At 71.1% G+C, this 13,738-nt stretch carries 13 protein-coding genes; 6 read left to right on the top strand and 7 right to left on the bottom strand.

Going from position 1 to position 13,738, the window contains the following annotated elements; genetic code table 11:
- Nucleotides 1-51 precede the first annotated feature (51 nt).
- Nucleotides 52-1,584 (top strand): glycosyltransferase, encoded by a 1,533-nt coding sequence (locus ACIBSV_RS35765; protein ID WP_395870602.1) that lies wholly within the window; start codon nt 52-54, stop codon nt 1,582-1,584.
- A gap of 22 nt (nt 1,585-1,606) precedes the next feature.
- Nucleotides 1,607-2,209, top strand: a complete 603-nt coding sequence (locus ACIBSV_RS35760) for an acyltransferase (protein WP_395870674.1) — start codon at nt 1,607-1,609, stop codon at nt 2,207-2,209.
- Nucleotides 2,210-2,321: 112 nt separating this feature from the next.
- Here ACIBSV_RS35760 and ACIBSV_RS35755 read toward each other — a convergent pair whose 3' ends face one another.
- Nucleotides 2,322-3,482, bottom strand: a complete 1,161-nt coding sequence (locus ACIBSV_RS35755) for an acyl-CoA dehydrogenase (RefSeq protein ID WP_395870600.1) — start codon at nt 3,480-3,482, stop codon at nt 2,322-2,324.
- Between the two features lie 249 nt (nt 3,483-3,731).
- On the opposite strand from ACIBSV_RS35755, the gene ACIBSV_RS35750 reads away from it, so the two are divergent.
- Together ACIBSV_RS35750 and ACIBSV_RS35745 are read left to right on the top strand one after the other, a co-directional pair.
- Nucleotides 3,732-5,051 (top strand): UDP-glucose dehydrogenase family protein, encoded by a 1,320-nt coding sequence (locus tag ACIBSV_RS35750; protein WP_395870598.1) that lies wholly within the window; start codon nt 3,732-3,734, stop codon nt 5,049-5,051.
- 106 nt (nt 5,052-5,157) lie between these two features.
- Complete coding sequence (locus tag ACIBSV_RS35745) at nt 5,158-5,583, top strand: CoA-binding protein (protein WP_395870596.1); 426 nt, start codon at nt 5,158-5,160, stop codon at nt 5,581-5,583.
- A 424-nt stretch (nt 5,584-6,007) separates the two neighbouring features.
- Here the strand turns inward: ACIBSV_RS35745 and purE are convergent, their stop codons facing one another.
- Both purE and ACIBSV_RS35735 read right to left on the bottom strand, forming a co-directional pair.
- Nucleotides 6,008-6,511, bottom strand: coding sequence for a 5-(carboxyamino)imidazole ribonucleotide mutase (gene purE / locus ACIBSV_RS35740; protein ID WP_395870594.1), 504 nt, complete (start codon nt 6,509-6,511; stop codon nt 6,008-6,010).
- Nucleotides 6,508-7,647 carry a 5-(carboxyamino)imidazole ribonucleotide synthase gene (locus ACIBSV_RS35735; protein WP_395870592.1) on the bottom strand — a complete coding sequence of 380 codons (1,140 nt, stop codon included), beginning with the start codon at nt 7,645-7,647 and terminating at the stop codon, nt 6,508-6,510. Before ACIBSV_RS35735 ends, purE begins: the two co-directional genes overlap by 4 nt.
- Before the next feature lie 225 nt (nt 7,648-7,872).
- Between ACIBSV_RS35735 and ACIBSV_RS35730 the strand changes: the two genes are divergently transcribed.
- Nucleotides 7,873-8,364, top strand: a complete 492-nt coding sequence (locus ACIBSV_RS35730) for a GtrA family protein (protein ID WP_395870590.1) — start codon at nt 7,873-7,875, stop codon at nt 8,362-8,364.
- The gene (locus ACIBSV_RS35725) at nt 8,361-8,957 is read left to right on the top strand and encodes a GtrA family protein (RefSeq protein WP_395870588.1); all 597 of its coding nucleotides are present in this window, start codon (nt 8,361-8,363) and stop codon (nt 8,955-8,957) included. Before ACIBSV_RS35730 ends, ACIBSV_RS35725 begins: the two co-directional genes overlap by 4 nt.
- 73 nt (nt 8,958-9,030) lie before the next feature.
- Here the strand turns inward: ACIBSV_RS35725 and ACIBSV_RS35720 are convergent, their stop codons facing one another.
- From ACIBSV_RS35720 to ACIBSV_RS35705, 4 genes are all read right to left on the bottom strand, one after another.
- Nucleotides 9,031-10,296 carry an ATP-binding protein gene (locus tag ACIBSV_RS35720; RefSeq protein ID WP_395870586.1) on the bottom strand — a complete coding sequence of 422 codons (1,266 nt, stop codon included), beginning with the start codon at nt 10,294-10,296 and terminating at the stop codon, nt 9,031-9,033.
- Between the two features lie 56 nt (nt 10,297-10,352).
- Nucleotides 10,353-11,024 (bottom strand): response regulator transcription factor, encoded by a 672-nt coding sequence (locus ACIBSV_RS35715; protein ID WP_020556678.1) that lies wholly within the window; start codon nt 11,022-11,024, stop codon nt 10,353-10,355.
- Nucleotides 11,025-11,199: 175 nt separating this feature from the next.
- Nucleotides 11,200-12,051 carry a hypothetical protein gene (locus tag ACIBSV_RS35710; RefSeq protein ID WP_395870584.1) on the bottom strand — a complete coding sequence of 284 codons (852 nt, stop codon included), beginning with the start codon at nt 12,049-12,051 and terminating at the stop codon, nt 11,200-11,202.
- A 287-nt stretch (nt 12,052-12,338) separates the two neighbouring features.
- Nucleotides 12,339-13,715 (bottom strand): hypothetical protein, encoded by a 1,377-nt coding sequence (locus ACIBSV_RS35705; protein WP_395870582.1) that lies wholly within the window; start codon nt 13,713-13,715, stop codon nt 12,339-12,341.
- Between the last annotated feature and the right edge of the window lie 23 nt (nt 13,716-13,738).

Genomic DNA, 13,738 nt, shown 5'->3' with positions numbered 1-13,738 from the left:
TCCCCGGTGACAGTCTGTGAACAGTCGGCACGGCCTTGGGAGACGACGGCGATGAGCGACAGGGACTCGGCTGTGGCCGCTGGAGTGGCGATTCCGGACGCCCGGCAGGCCGCGGAGGATCGCGGCTTCACCCCGCCCGAACGGCTGCGGCGCGTCGTCGTCACCCACACGGACGTGGGTGGGGAGCATCCGGACGATCCGGTCGAGGGTGCCTACGTGCTGCGGGTCGAGCCCGCCGAGACGGTCGCGGTGACCACCTCGGTGCGGGTGTCCGAGACCGGCGTGGTGCGCTCGCTGCGGGTGCCGGTCGACCCGGCCAAGACCGCCCGGCTCGCCGCCGCGCGGGCCGCGGTCGAGGCGCTCGACGGCGGTGGGGTGCTCAAGGGACTGCGCCGGATCATGGCCCAGCGCGACCTGGAGGCGGTCCGCCGCACCCACCGGGCCGAGGCCGAACGCGACGCCGACGCGTGGGCACTGCGCTGCGCGCAGGCGTACGAGCCGTACGTGCGCGCGTTCGCGGCCGACGCGCAGCCGCCGGCCGCGTCCTCGCCGGTGCTGGGCATCGGGCCGACCAACACCTGCGGACAGGGGCACGCGTGGGCCCGCGCGGTCGAGCGGCACCTGCCGGGCGTCCGCGCCGAGGCGTCCGCGCTCACCTCCGCCAACACCCTGGGTTACCCCACCGATCAGGCGATCGAGACCGACGACTGGCTGTCCACCCGCTGGCAGTTGGGCCGGCTCGCCCATGTGCTGGATCGCTACACCCACGTCCTGGCGGAGTGCGGGATGCCCGCGTTCGGCCGACTCGGCGGTTCCTGGGTGGACACCGACCTGGCCGAGCTGCGGGCGGCCGGGATCGCGCTGGGACTGGTGCTGTACGGCTCGGAGGTGCGCGATCCGGCGGCGCACCGGGCCCGGGTCGAGTTCTCGCCGTTCGACCCGCGCTACGAGCTCACCCACGCGTTGCAGGCCAAGGTGGACCGGCTGCTGCCGATCCTGCGGGACCTGGACGTGCCGACCTTCGTGGCCACGCCCGACCTGATCGCGGACGTACCGAACGCGGTATGGCTGCCCCCCGCGCTCGACCCCGGGGTGTGGCGCGCCGACACACCGGTGCTGACCCGGGAACGCCCGGTCGTACTGCATGTGATGTCGAGCCCGTTCCTGCACGGCACCGCGCGGATCGAGCCCACCCTGCACCGACTGCACGAGATCGGCCTGATCGAGTACCGGCGGGTCCTGAGCCGCTCCGCCCGCGAACTCCCGGCGCTGTTCGCGGACGCCGACATCGTGCTCGACCAATTCGCCTGCGGCTCCTACGGCATGACCTCGTGTCAGGCGCTCGCGGCGGGCCGCCTGACGATCTGCTACCTGCACGAGTCGGCGACCGCGCACCTGCCGTCCGACCTGCCCATCCGCGGCGCGGACCCGAACTCGCTCGCCGAGGTGCTGGAGGAGGTGATCGCCGAACCGGACGCGGCCCGCGAACTGGCCGCCCGCGGCCCGGCGTACGTCGCCGAGCACCACGACGGCCGGCGTTCGGCCCGTGTCCTCGCCGATTTCCTGGGCGTGGCGGCCGAGTGAGCACTAGCGTTCGAGGGTGGCAATCGACCCCAGCGCGGACGTTGACGAGTCGGCAACCATCGGCGAGGGCACCCGTGTGTGGCACCTCGCCCAGATCCGGGAGGGCGCGGTCCTCGGCCCGAACTGCGTGATCGGTCGCGGCGCGTACATCGGGCCCGCGGTCCGCGTCGGGGCCAACGTCAAGGTGCAGAACCACGCGCTGGTCTACGAGCCCGCGGTGCTGGAGGACGGCGTCTTCATCGGTCCGGCCGTCGTGCTCACCAACGACATGTACCCGCGCGCGATCACCCCCGACGGCCTGCTCAAGGGCGAAAAGGACTGGCTGGCCCAGGGCGTGACGGTCCGTCAGGGTGCCGCCGTGGGCGCCCGCAGCGTGGTCGTCGCGGGCGTGACGATCGGCCGCTGGGCCCTGATCGCCGCCGGCGCGGTGGTGCATCGCGACGTCCCCGACCACGCCCTGATGGCCGGCGTCCCGGCCCGCCGCATCAAATGGGTCGGCCGCGCGGGCGTGCCCCTGACCGACGCGGGCGACGGCCGGTGGCGCTGCCCGGAAACCGGCGAGCTGTACACGGAACAGGACGGGCGACTGACCCTGACACCGCCGCCCGCCGCCTCGCCCGCATAGGTGGACCCTTCCGGTTGCCGCCGCGACCGCCGAATCCCCCGGCCGAAGCCTCGCCGGCCTCTCGGCCGGGGGATCGTGGCGCTCCGCACGTCACCCGTGCGGACCGAGGGGCCTACTTCGGCAGGTTCCGGGCCATCACGATGCGCTGAACCTGATTCGTGCCTTCATAGATCTGGGTGATCTTGGCGTCGCGCATCATCCGCTCCAGCGGGTAGTCGCGCGTGTAGCCGTAGCCGCCGAGGAGCTGGACCGCGTCCACGGTGATCTCCATCGCCGCGTCGGAGGCGAAGCACTTGGCGGCGGCGCCGTGGAAGGTCAGGTCGGCGTCGCCGCGCTCGGACTTGGCCGCCGCCGCGTAGGTCAGTTGCCGGGCCGCCTCCAGCTTCATCGCCATGTCCGCGAGCATGAACTGGATGCCCTGGAAGTCCGCGATCGGCTTGCCGAACTGCTTGCGCTCCCGCACGTACCCCTTCGCGTAGTCGAGCGCGCCCTGCGCGATGCCCAGCGCCTGCGCCGCGATCGTCACGCGCGTGTGGTCGAGCGTCTTCATCGCGGTGGCGAAGCCGGTGCCCTCGGCGCCGATGATCCGGTCGGCCGGGATCCGCACGTTGTCGAGGTAGACCTCGCGCGTCGGCGAACCCTTGATGCCGAGCTTCTTCTCCGGCGCGCCGAACGAGACGCCCTCGTCCGACTTCTCCACCACGAAGGCCGAGATGCCCTTGCTGCGCTTGTCCGGGTCGGTCACCGCCATCACCGTGTAGAACTCGGACACGCCCGCGTTGGTGATCCAGCGCTTGACGCCGTTCAGCACCCACGAGTCGCCGTCGCGCACCGCGCGGGTCTTCATCGCGGCGGCGTCCGAGCCCGCCTCGGGCTCGGACAGGCAGTAGGAGAACATCCCGTCGCCGCGCGCCACCGCGCCGAGGTAGCGCCGCTTGAGGTCCTCGGACCCGGACAGCACGAGCGGCATGGTGCCGAGCTTGTTGACCGCCGGGATCAGCGACGAGGAGGCGCACACCCGCGCGATCTCCTCGATCACGATCACGGTGGCCAGCGCGTCCGCGCCCGAGCCGCCGTACTCCTCGGGGATGTGGACCGCGTGCAGATCGTTCGCGGTGAGCGCGTCCAGCGCCTCCTGCGGAAAGCGGGACTGCTCGTCGACCTCGGCGGCGAACGGGGCGATCTTCGCCTCGGCGAGGGCGCGGACCGACTCGCGGAGCATGTCGTGCTCCTCGGAGACGCGGTAGAGGTCGAAGTCTTTTCGTCCGGCCACGGGTGCCTGCCTCTCGACTGAAGGATGTGCGGCGCGTACGCAGCAGCGTTTTATTACCGCTCAGTAAACAACACGGTCGCCCACAATTATTCAGCCGCACCCCGGCCGGGCCCGCATCGGCACGGCCACGATTCGACGACGCCGGCGTGACGGCGACGGATACGATCCATGACGGACGGCATCCGTACCCGTCCCATCAGGCACCATCAGGCTCCATCCCGCCCTCGACGAAGAAGTCAGGTGACGTACGTGGCACCCCGCATCACGGTCATCGGTACCGGCTACCTGGGCGCCACGCACGCGGCGTGCATGGCCGAGCTGGGCTTCGAGGTCCTCGGGATGGACGTGGATCCGGACAAGGTGGCCACCCTCTCGAGCGGCCGAACGCCGTTCTGGGAGCCCGGGCTGGAAGAGCTGATGGCCCCGCACGTCACGTCGGGGCGGCTGCGCTTCACCACGGACGTCACCGAGCTCGCCGAGTTCGGCGACGTGCACTTCGTCTGTGTGAACACGCCGCAGCGCAAGGGCGAGTTCGCCGCCGACGTGTCCTACATCGACGCCGCCGTGGACGCGCTGGCCCCGCTGCTCACCCGCCCGTGCCTGGTCGTCGGCAAGTCCACCGTCCCGGTCGGCACCGCCGAGCGCCTCGCCGTCCGGATCGCCGAGCTGGCGCCGGTGGGCACCGAGGCCGAGCTGGCCTGGAACCCCGAGTTCCTGCGCGAGGGCTACGCCGTCCAGGACACCCTGCACCCGGACCGGCTGGTGATCGGCGTGCGCTCGCAGCGGGCCGAGGCCGCGCTGCGCGAGGTGTACGCGAAGCTGCTCGCCGAGGACGTACCGCTCGTGGTGACCGACTTCGCCACCTCCGAGCTGGTCAAGACCGCCGCCAACTCGTTCCTGGCCACCAAGATCTCCTTCATCAACGCGATGGCCGAGGTCTGCGAGGCGGCCGGGGCCGACGTCGAGCAACTGTCCGAGGCACTCGCCTTCGACCCGCGGATCAACGGCCGCTTCCTCAAGGCCGGCCTCGGCTTCGGCGGTGGTTGCCTGCCCAAGGACATCCGCGCGTTCATGGCCCGGGCGGGTGAATTGGGCGCCGACCAGGCGCTCACCTTCCTGCGCGAGGTGGACGCGATCAACATGCGCCGCCGGTTCCGGATGGTCGACCTCGCCCGCGAGCAGTGCGACGGCAGCTTCCTGGGCCGCCGGGTGGCCGTCTTCGGCGCCGCCTTCAAGCCGAACTCGGACGACATCCGCGACTCGCCCGCGCTCAACGTCGCCGCCCAGGTGCAGCTCCAGGGCGGCGAGGTGACCGTGTACGACCCCAAGGCCATGGACAACGCCAGGAAGATGTACCCGGGCCTGACCTTCGCCGAGACCGCCTTCGACGCCGCCCGGGGCGCCCACGTGGTGCTGCATCTGACCGAGTGGCCGGAGTTCCGCGAGATGGATCCGGCCGAACTGGGCGAGATCGTCGCACAACGTCGCGTACTCGACGGGCGCAATGCCCTCGACCCGGTGCGCTGGCGCGGCGCAGGATGGACGTACCGGGCACTCGGTCGCCCCTGAGTAGCCGGCCCGCCCCGGGGGCACAGTCACCGGGCCGACGGCGCCGCGCCGTCCGTCTGTCGGGGGGCACCGCGAGCAGCGAGACAAGGACTGCGAGGTCATCAGCATGCCGTACGGCGACGAGGCCACGATCCGACGGATCCTCGACACACACACGTGGGCGGTGGTGGGACTCAGCACCAACTCCCATCGCGCCGCATATGGAGTAGCCGCGTTCCTCCGCCAGTGGGGAAAGCGCGTCGTGCCCGTGCACCCGAAGGCCGAGATCGTGCACGGCGAGCAGGGCTACGCCACGCTCGCCGAGATCCCGTTCCCGGTGGACGTGGTCGACGTGTTCGTCAACTCGGAACATGCCGGCGAGATCGCCGACCAGGCCGTCAAGATCGAGGCGAAGGCGGTCTGGTTCCAGTTGGACGTGATCGACGAGCGGGCCTACCAGCGCGTCCGCGACGCGGGCCTGGACATGGTGATGGACCGCTGCTCCGCGGTGGAGCTCCAGCGCATCACGATGACCGGGGCGGGCCGGGCCTGATTTGCTTGTCGGGCGACTTCGTCGCCGGCTCGCGAGGGGCTGCTTGTTGGGCGACTTCGTCGCCGGCTCGCGAGGGGCTGCTTGTTGGGCGACTTCGTCGCCGGCTCGCGAGGGGCTGCTTGTTGGGCGACTTCGTCGCCGGCTCGCGAGGCACCGCTTTTTCTTTCCCCCGCTTCGCTCCTCCAAGAAAAAGCGGTGCCTCGCTCGGGGCTTCGTGTCCCTCCGCTTCGCTCCGGGGCACGAAGCCCAAGCTTGCGGCTCCGCCGCTCTCCGCGCTTCGCGCGTCGATCACTGGGGTGGGCCGGGGTCGGGGGCGCTGACGCGCCGGGGGCTGGGCGCCGGGGGCTGACGGGTCGGGGCTGGGACCCGATCCGCTCAGGGGTCGGGGGCGCTGACGCGCCGGGCCTCTGTCGCGGCGGGGGGTCTAGGACCCGATCCGCTCGCGCAGTTTGCGGCCCTTCTCGGTTGCCTGCGCCTTCAGGTCGGCCTGGAACGCGGTCATCCGGGCCAGCAGTGCCGGATCGTGCGCCGCCAGCATCCGCACCGCGAGCAGGCCGGCGTTGCGTGCGCCGCCGATCGAGACGGTGGCCACCGGCACGCCGGCCGGCATCTGCACGATCGACAACAGCGAGTCCATGCCGTCCAGGTACTTGAGCGGCACCGGTACGCCGATCACCGGCAGCGGGGTGACCGAGGCGAGCATCCCGGGCAGGTGCGCGGCGCCGCCCGCGCCCGCGATGATCGCCTTGAGACCGCGCTCGGCCGCGCTCGTGCCGTACTCGATCATCTCCTGCGGCATCCGGTGCGCGGAGACCACGTCGGCCTCGTACGCGATCTGGAACTCGTCCATGACCTGCGCGGCGAGTTCCATCACCGGCCAGTCCGAGTCGGACCCCATGACGATGCCGACGACGGGCTGCGTGCTCATTCGGTGATGTCCCCTCGGAGGTAGTCGGCGGCGTGTCGGGCGCGCTCGCGCACGTCCGCCAGATCGTCGCCGCACACGGTGACGTGCCCGACCTTGCGGCCGGCCTTCACGTCCTTGCCGTACATGTGCACCTTGACCCCGGGATCGCGGGCCATCACGTGCAGGTACGGGCGGTACATGTCCGGGTAGTCGCCGCCGAGCACGTTGACCATCACGGTCCACGGCGCCCGGGCGCGCGGGTCGCCCAGCGGCAGGTCGAGCACCGCGCGCAGGTGGTTCTCGAACTGCGAGGTGACCGCGCCGTCGATGCTCCAGTGCCCGCTGTTGTGCGGACGCATGGCCAGCTCGTTGACCAGGATCCGGCCGTCGGTGGTCTCGAACAGCTCGACCGCGAGATGTCCGGTCACATCCAGCTCGCCCGCGATCGACAGCGCGATCCGCTGCGCCTGCACCGCGCGCTCCTCGGCCAGGTCCGGCGCGGGCGCGATCACCTCGCGGCACACGCCGTCCACCTGGATCGACTCGACCACGGGATAGGCCACCGCCTGGCCGTGCGGCGAGCGCACCACGCAGGCCGCCAGCTCGCGGGTGAAGTCCACCTTCTCCTCGGCGAGCACCGGCACCCCGGCCGCGAACGGCACGGCGGCCTCGTCCTCGCCGCGCACGATCCACACGCCCTTGCCGTCGTAACCGCCGCGGGTGGTCTTGAGCACCACCGGCCAGCCGCCCACCTCGGCGGCGAACGCCGCGACGTCGGCCGGGTCGGTCACGATCCGGTTGCGCGGGCACGGCACGCCGATCTCGGCCAGCCGGGCCCGCATGACGCCCTTGTCCTGGGCGTGAACCAGGGCCTTCGGACTCGGCCGCACGACCACGCCGTCGGCCTCCAGGGCCTCCAGGAGCGCGGGGGGCACCTGTTCGTGGTCGAAGGTGACCACGTCACAGCCCTGCGCGAAGCGGCGCAGGTCGGCGAGGTCGTCCTCACTGCCGAGCACGACGTCGCCGACGACCTGGGCCGCGGATTCGGACGGGGATGCGGCGAGTACGCGAAAGCGGGCGCCGAGCGGGATTGCGGCCTGGTGCGTCATGCGGGCGAGCTGGCCGCCGCCGACCATGCCGACGACTGGGAACGTCACGGGGGAAGGGTACCGACCCGACCCGGGTGGGCGTGTCGGCGGGCATTCCGGGCGCGGCCGAGCAGGCCCGAACGACATGTGCCACATGGGGCGGAAGATGTTCCGGTAAAGAGTCTGCGACATGAGGGAGACCGCGCGCCGATGCCGAACGGCCGCGGCGGCTACCCTCGTCGGGTGAGTCGTCATGCCGATAGCACCCGCGGAGCCAGAGCAGCGTCCGAGCCGTTGCCCGTCGACGCACGTCCCGACACGGTCGGCACGCCGCCCGCGAGTCGTCTCGCGCGCTTTCGTGCCGAGGTCACCCAATTCCTGGTCGCGGGCGGGCTCGCCTACGCGGTGGACGTACTCGTGTTCAACCTCGGCCTCTCGCTCGGCATGGGCGGGGTCGCGGCGAAGATCATGTCCTCGATCCCGGCGACGATCGTCGCCTACGTCGGTAACCGGTACTGGACCTATCGGCATCGGGATCGCACCGGCGTCGGCCGCGAATACACCCTCTTCTTCGTGTTCAGCGCGATCGCGGCGGGCATCCAGGCATCGAGTGTGTACGTCTCGCACACCCTGATGGGCTACGAGAGCACGCTCGCCGACAACATCTCGGCGAACATCGTCGGTATGGCCCTCGGCACGCTGTTCCGCTTCTGGGCATTCCGTACGTGGGTGTTCAAGCACAAACGGCCGGAATCCGTGCCGGTCGTCGAAGGTGGCATGTCGTGAAGGCGCTCCGGGATTGGTACGGCCGGGTCGGACACCTGCTGCACGAGACGCTGAAGTTCGGCGCCGTGGGCGGCTTCGGCGTGATCGTCAACGTGATCGTGTTCAACATCTGCCGCAACCACCTCGGCCTGGCCTCGGTGCGCTCGTCGGTGATCTCGACCGCGATCGCGATCGTGGTCAACTACCTGGGCAACCGGTACTGGGCCTTCCGGCACCGTACGTCCGCGGACAGTCGCCGCGAGTTCGTGCTGTTCATGGTGTTCAGCGGGGTCGGCATGGCGATCGAGGCGGGCACCGTGGCCATCTCGCACTACTGGCTCGGCTACCCCTCGCTGCTCGCGGACAACGTCGCCAAGTACGCGGTCGGACTGCCGCTGGGCACGCTGTTCCGCTTCTGGTCCTACCGCACGTGGGTGTTCACCGGCACCCACCAGGTCGACCGCAAGGCGGTCCGGGTGGTCGCGCCGCAGGCGGGCGAGGCGACCGAGGACGCCGCGGAGGCGGACGGACGGCCGGCGCGCCCGGGCCGGGCACGCCTGGACACCGAGGCGGCCCGGCTGGTGGAGGACGAGAGTGAGACGTCCCGGGCCTGAGGCCCGGGACATCGAAGGCTCGGGGTTCGAAGGCTCGGGATTCGAAGGCCCGGGGTTCGAAGGCCCGGGGGCCTTACTCCGGCGGTTCCTCCGGGTGGGCCGCCAGGAACACCGCGAACACCGGCGGGCGCTGCTGGAGCAGTTCCAGGCGACCGCCGTCCGCCTCGGCAAGGTCGCGGGCGACCGCGAGGCCCAGGCCGGTCGAGTTGTGGCCGCTGACCGCCCGCTCGAAAACCCGCGCACCCAGCTCGTCGGGCACTCCCGTGCCCTCGTCCTCGACCTCGAGCACCACCGACGTGCCGGTCGTCCGGGTACGAATGTTCACCGCGCCCGCGCCGTGCATGAGGGTGTTCTCGACCAGCGTCGCGAGCACCTGGGACAGCGCGCCGGGCGTGGCCACGGCGGTCAGCCCGCGCTCCCCCTCGACCCGGATGTTGCGTTTGGCCTCGCGGAAGTTGGGCCGCCACTCGTCGATCTGCTGCTGGATCACGTCGTCCACCCGCACGGTGACCGCGGACATGTTGCGCGGGTCGCGCCCGCCGCTGCCGCGCCGGCTGCTGGTCAGCAGCCGCTGCACCACGTCGGTGAGCCGCTCCACCTGGGAGAGCGCGATCGCGGCCTCCTCTTTGACGATCTCCGGGTCCTCGGTCGCGACGATCTCCTCGAGGCGCATCGAGAGCGCGGTGAGCGGGGTGCGCAGTTGGTGGGAGGCGTCCGCGGCGAGTCGGCGCTCGGCGGTGAGCATCCGGGCGATGCGTTCGGCGCTCTGGTCCAGCACCTCGGCCACCCGATCCAGTTCGGGCACGCCGTACCGGCGGTGCCTTGGCCGGGGGTCGCCGGAGCCGAGCCGTTCGGCGGTCTCGGCCAGGTCGGTCAGCGGGCGGGCCAGCCGGCGGGCCTGCCACACGGCGAGGGCGGCGGCGGCCGCGACGGCGAGCAGCGCGACGCCGAGGATCAGCAGGAGGGATTCGCGGATCTTGCCGGTGACCCGCTCGCGCGGCTCGCCGACGGTGACCGAGTCGCCCATCTCGCCGTGCATGTCCTTCTCGAAGACCCGGCCGCTCGGCTTGTCGCCGATCACCAGCGGGGGCTCCCCCGGCAGCCGCACGATCGCGTAGCGATGCGGTTCGATCTGGCGGTGCAGCAGTTCCGCGTCCGAGCGTTCACCGGAGGCCAGCCGCAGCTCGACGACCTCCAGGATGCGCGCGGCCTCGGCCTTGAGGCTGTCGCCGGCGCTGTTCTCGATCGCGTGCGTCTCCACGAACGCCAGGGGCACGCCGAGGACCGCCACGACGACCAGGACCACGCCGAGCGTGGTGTTGATGAGCCTGCGACGCAAGGTTGGTCCCGTCAGCTTTCCGAGGTCGGTTCCCGCGAAGTCGGCCCGGCTCGAAATCAGCTCTTCTCGAAGCGGAAGCCCACGCCGCGCACGGTGGTGATGTAGCGGGGGTTGCCCGCGTCGTCGCCGAGCTTCTTGCGCAGCCACGAGATGTGCATGTCCAGCGTCTTGGTGGAACTCCACCACGTGGTGTCCCACACCTCGCGCATGAGCTGGTCACGGGTGACCACCCGGCCGGCGTCGCGCACGAGCACGCGCAGCAGGTCGAACTCCTTGGCGGTGAGCTGGAGCTCCTCCTCGCCGATCCAGGCGCGGTGCGAGTCGACGTCGATGCGTACGCCGTGCACCCCCTGGCCGACGTCGGCGGCGCCGCGCCGCAGCAGCGCGCGAACACGCGCGAGCAGCTCGGCCAGCCTGAAGGGCTTGGTGACGTAGTCGTCGGCACCGGCATCGAGGCCGACCACTGTGTCCACTTCGTCGGCGCGCGCGGTCAGGACCAGCACCGGGAAGCCGTGCCCTTCGGCGCGCAGCCGCCGGCACACCTCCAGGCCGTCCATCCCGGGCAGACCGAGGTCGAGGACGAGCAGGTCCACCCCGCTCTGCGCGGCGCATTCGAGAGCGCTTGGGCCGTCCTCGCGCACCTCGACCTCGTAGCCCTCTCGGCGCAACGCACGCGCGAGCGGTTCGGAGATGGATGCGTCGTCCTCGGCGAGCAGTACGCGGGTCATGACCTTGATGTTACTGAGCCATCGGCTCGAGGTTGACGAGCTCCGGCCGACAGACCTGCGGCGGCCGGAAATCGGCGGGGATTTTTCGCTGATCGGGGGACTGTGACGAATTCTGCCCGAACCGGGGCGGATCAGCCCCGGACGCGCACCACAGCCACGCCGACGCCGAACCCCGTCACCATTCGTCGTCCGAGTGCCGACGCCACGAGTACATCATCGCGACCGCGGCCATCAGCAGGATCAGCGCGCCGCCCGCGATCAGCACGATGGTGCCGCCGGAGATGTCGCCGTCGTCCTCGCCCCGGCTCACGACGTCGACGCCGTTGCGGCCGGCTTCCCGAGCGACCTCGCCCACACTCGCGACCGGGCTCTCCGCGAGCGTTATCGGGCCCTGTGCCGACGCCTGGCCCGATATCGCGGGCGGCACGGCACCCGGATCACCCGGGTTGCCGGACGGCCCGTCCACGCCCTTCGCCGACAGGTCGACCCGGAGCGTGGTCGCGGGCGGCGCGGGCGCGGTCGGGAAGCACGTGGTGATCTGGTCGCCGAAAATCGCGGTGCTGGTGACCATCTTGCCCGGGGCGATCCGGATGTCACCCTTGGCGTCGAGCGGCACGGTGACCTCGCCCTCGTACGGAGGCACCACGATCTGCGCCGGTGTACCCGGGATGTCGACCCGCATCTTCGGGCCCTGGAGCGTGAGTTCGCCGCTCGCGCCGCCGGAGAGCACGAGTTGGATGGACGGGGTCAGCGGGGTGCCGGGGAACGGCAGCGGGCTGGTCGCGGGGCTGCCGCCGAGGGTGACCTTGATCCGTACCTTGTCGCCGGGGCGGACCGGCTCGCTCGGTGCCTCCAGCGTGATCTGCTGCGGGCCGTCGACCGCGGGCTGATCCAGCGGGATGACGCAGTGCACCTGCACGGTCAGTGGTTCCGCCGCGCCGGCGGACGGGGCGAGCGCGAGCGCCGGGCCGACCGTGCAGCCCAGGGCGAGGGCGGCGCTCGCCAAGCGTGGAGCCGAGAGAGCCATCGGGGGTCGCGTTCCCTTCTGATGGTGGCGAGACTGCGGGTGGGGTGGCGGGACTTGCGGGTGACGTTATTACGGGATTGCGGGTTCGGGTGCGGCGGGAGTCGGCGCATCGGGCCGGGCATCGCCCGGGCGCGGTGGACCGGGGCGCGAGACGGCGGAAGGGCCCTCCGGTCGGGTGAGGACCGACTGGAGGACCCTTCGCGTCACGTGCTGCCGGGTGGAGTTCGACCCGGTCCGCTCATCGTGCCCGGCGCGACGCCCGGCCGGCGCCACGCGCGGACGCGATGTCAGACCTGGTTGCGAATCCGCCGACGGTAGGGCACGAACAACATCAGCGCGATCGCGCCGAGCACCGCGGTCCCGGCCGCCATCGCGAACGCGGTCATGCCGCCGCCGGAGGCGCCGGTGTTCGCGAGGTCGCCGGTGGTGCCACCGGAACTGCCGCCGTTGCTGCCGACGTTGCCCGTGGGGGACTGGGTCAGGGTGGGCGGCGGGGTGCCCTGGTCACCGCTGGCCTTGAGGGTGGCCGACACGGACGTGTTGGTCACCGTGCAGGTCGTGGTGGACCTGGCCTTGATGGTGCCCAGGGACGCGTTGGTGGAGATCTTCAGCTGACCGGGCTTGAAGGAGAAGTCGCCTCCGCCCCACACGTCGAACTTGCCGGTGATCGGACCGTCCAGGGTCAGCGGGTCGCCCGAGTTGACCTTGAGCGCCTTCTCCGGGCCGGTCAGGTCCAGAGACCTCTTGTTCGACCCTTCCTCCACGTCGATGGTGAACGTGGGGATGAACTTGAGGTCGATGTTGCTGCCGGGCAGGCCCGCCGGTGCCTTGCCGACCAGGTTGTCCTTGAACTTGGCCGAGATGTCGACCTTGTCACCCTTCTTGGCCGTGCTGGGGACGGTGATGGTGACGCCGTAGGTCGCGGTCGTGTCCGGGATGTTGACCGGGAAGTCCTCGACCTTGGTCTTGCACGCGTAGTCGACGTTCACCTCCTTGCCGTTCGGCGGCCCCTGGGTGCCGGGCGGCTCGGTGGTGGGGGGCTGCGAGGTCGGCGGCTGCGAGGTCGGCGGCCGGGACGACGGCGGCGGGGAGGACGGCGGCGGGGTCCCGCCCGCGTCGACCTTGATGGTGCCCAGCTTCGGAGTGCCGTTCACGGTGCACGGCACGTCGATGGCACCGGCCGCGTTCAGGACCAGCTTGGTCGGCGTGATGTCGATGTCGCCGGTGGCGTCGGACGGCACCTTGATCTTCGCGTTGAACGGGGGAAGCGTGATCGGCTGCCCCTCGGTGACCTGGATCTTGCCGCTCTCGCCCACGATCTTCGTGGTCTGGGTCGAACCCCCCGACGCCTTGGCGTCGAACGTCGCGGTGAAGTCCACCGGGTCCGGCAGACTGACCGGCCCGTTGACGGGGGTCGCGCCCATGGTCATCTTGACCGTGGCCTCACCGCCCGGCGCGGTCTTGCCGGTGGGCACCTCCATCGCGATGTTGAAGTCGGCGGTGACGTCCGGGGAACCGGGCGGGTACGGAATCTGGCAGGTCATGTTGACCTTGACCGAGTCGGCCGCCTGCGCGGCCGGTGCCAGCACGACCATGCCGGTGCCACCGGCCACCAGCATGCCGCCGATCGCGGCTGTGGCGAGTCTTGTCTTGGCCTTGCTCATCAGGTTGTGCTCCCTTCGTCGGG

The sequence above is a fragment of the Embleya sp. NPDC050154 genome (assembly GCF_044460165.1).
Classification (GTDB): Bacteria; Actinomycetota; Actinomycetes; order Streptomycetales; family Streptomycetaceae; genus Embleya.
The sequence above is the reverse complement of the archived record's forward strand: the minus strand, read 5'-3'. Positions and strand labels throughout refer to the sequence as shown.

Excerpts from the sequence above, each read along its gene's own strand:
- ACIBSV_RS35765 (WP_395870602.1), top strand. The coding sequence starts at position 52 with ATGAGCGACAGGGACTCGGCTGTGGCCGCTGGAGTGGCGATTCCGGAC.
- ACIBSV_RS35745 (WP_395870596.1), top strand. The coding sequence starts at position 5,158 with ATGCCGTACGGCGACGAGGCCACGATCCGACGGATCCTCGACACACAC.
- purE (WP_395870594.1), bottom strand. The coding sequence starts at position 6,511 with ATGAGCACGCAGCCCGTCGTCGGCATCGTCATGGGGTCCGACTCGGAC.
- ACIBSV_RS35715 (WP_020556678.1), bottom strand. The coding sequence starts at position 11,024 with ATGACCCGCGTACTGCTCGCCGAGGACGACGCATCCATCTCCGAACCG.
- ACIBSV_RS35710 (WP_395870584.1), bottom strand. The coding sequence starts at position 12,051 with ATGGCTCTCTCGGCTCCACGCTTGGCGAGCGCCGCCCTCGCCCTGGGC.
- ACIBSV_RS35705 (WP_395870582.1), bottom strand. The coding sequence starts at position 13,715 with ATGAGCAAGGCCAAGACAAGACTCGCCACAGCCGCGATCGGCGGCATG.